This window comes from Mesorhizobium sp. 128a, from assembly GCF_053848025.1.
This window is the reverse complement of the sequence record NZ_JBSPKY010000126.1, coordinates 1-263: the sequence shown is the minus strand read 5'-3', so window position 1 is coordinate 263 and position 263 is coordinate 1. Positions and strand designations below refer to the sequence as shown.

The following is a 263-nucleotide window of genomic DNA, read 5'->3' as shown; positions in this document are numbered from 1 at the left end:
GACAGGCCCTTGAACGGATGGTCGCGTTCGACCGGGCCGTGCATGTGGACGCCGCAGCCGGTGCAGGCATGACGCTGGATAAGCGCCGAGGGGTCGACCACTTTCAGCTTGTCGCCGTTCTCGGTGACGGTGACATCGCCGGTGCCGGCGACGGCGACGACCGAGAACACAGCGCCCTCAGGCTTCCAGCACTTGGTGCAGCCGCACGCATGGTTGTGGGCGATCTGGCCCTTGACCTTCACCTTCACCGGCTTGCTGGTGCA

1 protein-coding gene is annotated in these 263 nt (G+C 65.8%); it reads right to left on the bottom strand.

The window, feature by feature from the left end; all coding sequences use genetic code 11:
- A partial coding sequence (locus ACWTU9_RS33370; protein WP_455862039.1) for a GFA family protein occupies nt 1-263 on the bottom strand: 263 nt, incomplete at both ends.